We start from the raw sequence: 7065 nt of genomic DNA on the forward strand, positions 1-7065 counted from the left end.
GTCGTAGGGCGCGTAAGGGGAATCGCGGCGCACGTCGATATCGATCCCACTGGCGCGCCCGACATAACCGAGGCAACCGAGCGCCTTGGCGTACTCGGGTTTGAGCACGCCGGTAGTGACCAGGCGATCCTCGACCGAAGGTGACTCGTTGACGATCGCCATGAGTTTGTCGAGTTGCCTGCGAAAGACGGGTAGCTGCTCGCGCATCCGCGGGATCAGTGCCGCGTCGAGATCCACGGCAACGCCGCCCGGCACGACGCGATCCATCATGAAGCGGTGGCCGAAGGCCTCGCGTGACAGCCGCTGCCAGTCTTCGCGCAGCCGCCCAAACTGGTAGAACCCGAAGGTGAAGGCGACGTCGTTGAGGATGGCGCCGATGTCGCCCAAATGATTCGCCACACGCTCGCGCTCGCACATCAAGGCGCGCAAGAACAGCGCGCGTTCCGGGACTTCAACGCCCGCGGCGCGTTCCATCGCCAGGCACGCCGCCCAGGCATGCGCCACGGTCGTGTCGCCGGACACGCGGCCGGCCAGGCGCGCGAGCCCTTCGGGGTCGCGCCCCTCGGCGATTTTTTCGATGCCCTTGTGCACGTATCCGAGGCGCTCTTCGAGGTTCAGCACCTGTTCGCCCATCGCCTGGAATCGGAAGTGTCCGGGTTCGATGATGCCGGCGTGCACGGGGCCGACGGGAATTTCGTAGACACCCGCGCCATGGGCGAAGAAGAACTTGTAGTCGTGATCGGTCGGGGTCTGTGTCAGCGGATGGCCAGCCGCGGGAAAGTCCTTGCGCAGCGGATAGGCCGAGTCCTTCCACGCCTGGTGGCGCGTCCAGCGGCGCGCATCCGGGTGATCCATGAACGCCAAGCCGAACATATCCTGGGTGTGACGCTCGGGACGGTCGGCGCCGGGAAAATAAGGTGTGTGCGAAAGCAGAATCGGCGTGGCGCGGTGCACGACGGTGCGCGCCAGCAGATAGGCACCGTTTTTTTCAAAACACACGCTGATGTGAACTTCATTGTTGCCGGCATCTTCGCCCCAGCCCGCGACCCAGCGGCAACCGGCACGCGCGGCCTCTTTGCCAAGTATGCCCCAATCGTCCGCGGGCAGCATGATGAGCTGCGCCGGTCCGAGACCCGGGGCGGCGCGTTTTTCCACATGCGCATCCAGACGCGAGAGTTCGGCGAGCAGCGACGCGATCCAGTCGTTGGCGCTCATAGCGGCGAGCCTCCCGATATCAGCACCGTGGCCTGCTCGAACCAGCGTGCGAGGAAGCTGGGAATGGAGAGCCCGAGCCACAGTACCAACGCCAGATGCACCATCACCGGAATCATGTTGGCGTGTACCGGCTTCTGGCCTGGCGGTGGCTCGCCGTAGACCATCGGGTGCAGGTGGCGGAACAGACCGGCGAACGCCACGCCGAAGCCCACGAGCAGCGGAACCGCGAGCCATGGCCAGGACTTCATGGTCGCGGTGAGCAGCAGGAATTCGCTGGTGAATACGCCGAAAGGCGGAAAGCCGGCGATCGCGACCGTGCCGATCAACAGTCCCCACCCGATCGCCGGCTGGGTGCGGATGAGGCCGCGGATCTTGTCGATGCGTTGCGTGCCGGCGAGCTGCGAGGCGTGCCCCACGGTGATGAAGATGGCGCTCTTGGTAAGCGAGTGAACCGTCATGTGCAGCAGCGCGCCGAAGGTCGCGAGCGGCCCGCCCAGCCCGAAGGCGTAGGTCATGAGCCCCATGTGCTCGATGGAGGAGTAGCTGTACATGCGCTTGATGTCATGCTGGCGGTGCAGGAACAACCCCGCCACCATGAACGACACCAGTCCGAACCCCATCATGAGGTAACCCGCGAGGTGCGTCTGCAAGGAGGCGTCCACCAGCATCTTCAGGCGCACCAGTGCGTAGAGCGCGACGTTGAGCAGCAGCCCCGAAAGCACCGCCGACATCGGCGTGGGGCCCTCGGAGTGCGCGTCAGGGAGCCAGGCATGCAGCGGCACCAGGCCGACCTTGGTGCCGTAGCCGACCAGCAGGAACACGAAGGCGAGCGACAGCACCGTGGGATCGAGACTGGCGGCCGAGTCGTGCAGCACCGTCCACAGCAGAGTATCGTCGCGCCCGCCACCGAGCTTCTGTTCGGCGGCGAAGTACACGAGCACGGTGCCGAACAGCGCCTGTGCGATACCCACGCCGCAAAGAATAAAGTATTTCCACGCGGCTTCGATGGATTCGGGCGTGCGGTAGAGCGACACCAGCAGCACCGTGGTCAGCGTGGCGGCTTCCATCGCCACCCACAGGACGCCGAGATTGTTGGTCGAGAGCGCTAGCAGCATCGCGAACTGGAAGCCCTGGTACATCGAATGATACAGGCGCAGGCGCCCATCGGTGAGACGCCCGCGCTCGACCTCGTGACGCATGTACGGGCGCGAGAAGATCGACGTGGTGAAGCCGACGAAGGCGGTGAGCGCCACCAGGTAGACGTTGAAGGCATCGATATAGAACATCCTGCCACTCGACAGTGTCGGACCGTGCGCGAATACGTCGAGCGCCATCGCGAGCGAAGTGGCGAAGGTAACCGCGCCCACGACGACATTGATCCAGCCGCCGATCGGGCGATGCCCGATGAAGACAAGCAGCAGGCCGCCGATGAGCGGCGAGAGCAGCGTGATGTCGAGCAATGTCACGGCCGCTCCCCCTCGCCACCACCTTCCTCGGGCGGGAACAACGACTCATGCACTTCGGACAGGCGCGTGAGGCGGTCGACGTCGAGCGAGTCGAACGACTCACTCATATGAAAGAAGAACACGCCGAAGAGGATCGCCGCCACCAGCACGTCGAAGGCCACGCCCAGCTCGACGATGAGCGGCATACCGTAGGTCGAAACCACCGCCGAGAAGAACAACCCGTTCTCGATCGACATGAAGCCGATCACCTGGGCGACCGCTTTCTTGCGCGCGATCATGAGCAGCATCCCGAGCAGCACCACGGCGATGCTGACCGCGATGGTGTTGCGCGTGGCGAGCCCCGAAAGGTGCACGATCGGCAGCGCCACGTAGTAGCTGAAAATCACGAGCCCCGCTCCCGCGAGCAGCAGCAGCGACGGGTACTTGATCGCCTCGGCTTCGAGATGAATGTTGAGTTTTACCGCCAGCCGGTACAGCAGCCAAGGGATCATGAACACCTTGAGTACCACCGTGAGTCCCGCCGAGATATAGAGGTGCGGATGCCCGGAAACCAGGGCGACGAGCGCCGTCACTACCGCGAGCAACATGCCCTGCCAGGCGAAGGCGAAGATTAACGGCAGCATGCGCGCCTGGGCGAGCATGATGAACGAAGTGAACAACACCAGCGCGGCGAACAGGATGATCGCCTGGTTGTAGAGACTCAACTGGGAAAGTTCGGTCATCCTAGCCGCCGGTCTCCAGCACCACGTGCGTAAGCATTCCGAGCAGACTCAGCAGGAACGCAAACCCGAGGAACGGCGGCACGCGGAAGATGCGCATCTTGGCGAGTACCGTCTCCCAGACGACCAGAACCACCGCGAGCGCCGTGAGTTTGGCCGCGATGGCGACGACCCCGATGCCCAGCGCCTCGGGCGTGAATTCCTGCGCGATGCCCCACGGCCAGAAGATGTTGGCGACCAGCACCGCGTAGATCATGAGCTTGATCTGCGCGGCCCACTCGATGAGCGCCAGATGCCGGCCCGAATACTCGAGGATCATGGCCTCATGGATCATGGTGAGTTCGAGGTGGGTGGCGGGATTGTCCACCGGAACGCGCCCGGTCTCGGCCACCGCCACCATGGCGAGCGCAAGCAGCGCGAACAGGAACGAGGGCCGCAGCACCAGGCCCGCCTCGAGCACATAGTTAATCGCCGAGGACAGGTTGGTCGAGCCGGCGGTCATCGACAGGGTAAACACCGCCATCAGCATGGCCGGCTCGGCGAGCGCGGCGATGGTCATCTCGCGCGAGGAGCCCATGCCGCCGAAAGCAGTGCCGATGTCCATGCCCGCGAGCGCGGTGAAGAAACGCGCGAGCGCGAAAAATCCGACCAGCACGATCACGTCGGCGATCGCGCCCGTGGGCAAGTCCACGGCCACGAGCGGCACCGCGGCCGCGGCCAGCGACATGGCACCGAAGACTATATAAGGTGTGGCGCGGAACAGCCACGAGGCGTTCTCGGCGAGCACCATGTGCTTGCGGAAGAGCTTGGCGAGGTCGCGGTACGGCTGCCACAGTGCCGGCGCGGCGCGGTTCTGCATGTGGCATTTGACGCGTTTTACCCAGCCGGCCAGCAGCGGCGCGGCGCTGACGAACAGCGCCGTCTGAGCAGCGGCGAGCAGCCAGGCGATCAGCTGATGATCCATAGAAACACCAGCAACGTCACGAACGAATACAACAAATACGTATGAATGCTCCCCGTCTGGATATGCCCGATGCGCCGCGCGGCGCCGAGCACCAGCCGCCCGATCGGCAGATAACCCTTCAGCCACGACCAGTCGTGCACGTGCAACTGGTGATGCAGGCTCAAGGCGCGCCCGAGCACTCCCGCCTCGCGCCGCACCTCGATCGGTTCCTCGATCTTCCACGTGGGCGCAAACACCCGCCGGATCGGCTGACTGAAGGCGCTTGAGGTGTACTGCATGCGCGCATTGAGCGGCCCGAAGCCGCAGTCCCAGGGCGCCGCGCGCCGCACCGGCTTGGCCTTGCGGCGCAGCAGCAGCCGGCCGATGACGAAGGTAATCATGATCGCCAGCAGCACCAGCGGCGCCGAATACGACGCGACCTCGGGCGCGACCGGCGTCAGCCACAACCAGCCCTGGGCCGTGGCCGAGGGCAGGGTCTGGCCCACGAGCAGCTGCGTCACCGGCCCCAGCGTCTCGATCACGGTGGTCGGCAGCACGCCCAGCAGCAGACACAAGCCCGCGAGCAGCCCCATCGCCGCGAGCATGCCCTTGCTGACCTCGTGCGCGTGCGTCACGTGGCGCGAGCGCGGCCGCCCGAGAAAGGCCACGCCGTAGGCCTTGACGAAGCAGGCGGCGGCGAGGGCGGCGGCGAGGGCGAGTATTGCCGCCGACACCGGGATCGCGCTGCGCAGGATCGCGCTCTCGATGGTTCCATGGAGCACCGGCGCCTGCAACGCCGTCTGCAACGTCAACCATTCCGAGACAAACCCGTTGAACGGCGGCAACGCCGAGATCGCGATACACCCCACGAGGAAAAACGCCGCGGTCCACGGCATGCGGTGAATGAGCCCGCCCATGTGATCGAGATCGCGTTCGTGTGTGCGGTACAGCACCGCCCCGGCCCCGAGGAACAACAGTCCCTTGAACAGGGCGTGGTTGAGAACATGATAGAGCGCCGCCACCAGACCCAAGGTGCCCAGCACCTCGTGTCCGGTGCCGAGGAAGATCATCGACAGCCCGAGGCCCATTAATATGATGCCGATGTTCTCGATCGAGTGATAGGCGAGCAGGCGCTTCAAGTCGTGCTGCATGAGCGCGTACAGAACCCCGAGCAGAGTCGACGCGCTGCCGGCGAGCAGCACCACCACGCCCCATTCCCACTGGATATGGCCGATCAGGTCATAGGTCAGGCGCACGATGCCATAAATCCCCATTTTGATCATGGCCCCGCTCATGAGCGCCGAGATGTGCGATGGCGCCACGGGGTGTGCCTCCGGCAGCCAGACATGCAGCGGCACGATGCCGGCCTTGACGCCGAAGCCGATGAAGGCGAGGGTGAAAGCCAGCGTCGCCCACAGCGGAGAGAGCTCGGCTGCCCGCATCTGGTCGAAGGTGAAACCGCCGCTGAAAGCGGCGAGCACACCGAAGGAAATCAGGATGACCCCCGCGCCGGCGTGGCTCAGCATCAGGTAGAGGAAGGCTGCCTGCCGGTTGGCGGCATGCTGGTGCTGATAGGCGACGAGCATGTAGGCGCCGACCGACATCATTTCCCAGAACACCATGAACATGAAGGCATCGTTCGCGAGCATCATCAGTTGCATGCCGAGTATGAACACCGCGGTGAAGACGCCGAGCGGCGGCAGCGGCTGGGCCGGGTCGCCGCGTGTGTACTCGCGCGTGTAATGCCGCCCGTAGAAGCTGATCGCGAGCACGAGCAGACTCAACAGAACGAAGAAGAATCCCGACAGCGGGTCGAGCCGCAGGTGCCAGTGGAGCCAGGGCAGGCCGAGCGCGAGCTGGTCAGTAAGAGTTAAGTTGGCAAGCAGCACCCAGCCGCCGGCGACGATGCCCGCCGCACCGCTAGCGGCGAGCAAGGCGAACGATCCAATATGGAGGAAGCCGGGATGGCGCCGGGTCGCGCCCAGCGACACGACGCCGGAAAGCAGAGCCGCGCCGACGGCGGTATAAGCCAGCCATAGCGGCAACTGCGTGGTCGCGTTCATATGAACATTGACCGCGCCGCCACCCTCATCGCCCGTTGTCCACGGGCCGTTGTGGCGACACCGCAGGCTTCAGTACGAACGGAGAGAGAATTATCGTTAGGCATTTTTAGGTTTCACTGTAAGAACGCGGGGTCAGCTTGTCAAATCCGCGTGTAGCCGCCGGATCCCGAGGCGCAGGGCGACTCCCTTCCGAGGCGAAGCTGCTTCGAAGGGAGTACGCCGGGCCGTCACATGAGGCAACGTTCAATGAGTCGCACCGGCCGCCACCGCCGAAAGAGCATGCGCCTCGGGCGGTGACGGCGCGACTCCGTCCCGTGGCGAAGCTCTTTCGGACGGAGGAAGTGGGGCTGCCATTCCAGAGCCTCACTCCTTGAGTCGCCGGCTGCCATCTCCGAAAGCCTTCGTCTCGGGATCTGGCAGCCCCTTCGGAGACGGCGGCAGTAGCGCCCAAGGAAACTTGGTTCATTGCGGCTACTGCGTACATTGCGGAAAGAGCATTCGCCTTGGGCACTGGGCGCTACCCGATCAGCCACTGCACAACCAGCAACACCAGCAACGTCACGAACGAATACAACAAATACGTATGAATGCTCCCCGTCTGGATATGCCCGATGCGCCGCGCGGCGCCGAGCACCAGCCGCCCGATCGGCAGATAACCC

At 64.6% G+C, this 7065-nt stretch carries 5 protein-coding genes; all 5 read right to left on the reverse strand.

The genetic code is table 11. From position 1 onward, the window contains the following. Window positions 1-1215: NADH-quinone oxidoreductase subunit C (locus WB402_RS15725; protein WP_424209542.1), on the reverse strand; the 1215-nt coding region annotated here is incomplete at its 3' end. Beyond that, the gene (locus WB402_RS15730) at window positions 1212-2681 is read right to left on the reverse strand and encodes a hydrogenase 4 subunit F (RefSeq protein WP_424209544.1); all 1470 of its coding nucleotides are present in this window, start codon (window positions 2679-2681) and stop codon (window positions 1212-1214) included. The genes WB402_RS15730 and WB402_RS15725, both read right to left, overlap by 4 nt. Further along, window positions 2678-3403, reverse strand: coding sequence for a formate hydrogenlyase (locus WB402_RS15735; RefSeq protein ID WP_424209546.1), 726 nt, complete (start codon window positions 3401-3403; stop codon window positions 2678-2680). The genes WB402_RS15730 and WB402_RS15735 overlap by 4 nt, the downstream gene beginning before the upstream one ends. A 1-nt stretch (window position 3404) precedes the next feature. Beyond that, the gene (locus WB402_RS15740) at window positions 3405-4364 is read right to left on the reverse strand and encodes a respiratory chain complex I subunit 1 family protein (protein WP_424209548.1); all 960 of its coding nucleotides are present in this window, start codon (window positions 4362-4364) and stop codon (window positions 3405-3407) included. Continuing rightward, window positions 4349-6406, reverse strand: coding sequence for a hydrogenase 4 subunit B (hyfB, locus tag WB402_RS15745; protein ID WP_424209550.1), 2058 nt, complete (start codon window positions 6404-6406; stop codon window positions 4349-4351). The genes WB402_RS15740 and hyfB overlap by 16 nt, the downstream gene beginning before the upstream one ends. Window positions 6407-7065: the final 659 nt, after the last annotated feature.

Source organism: Sulfuricaulis sp., assembly GCF_049587675.1.
GTDB lineage: Bacteria > Pseudomonadota > Gammaproteobacteria > Acidiferrobacterales > Sulfurifustaceae > Sulfuricaulis.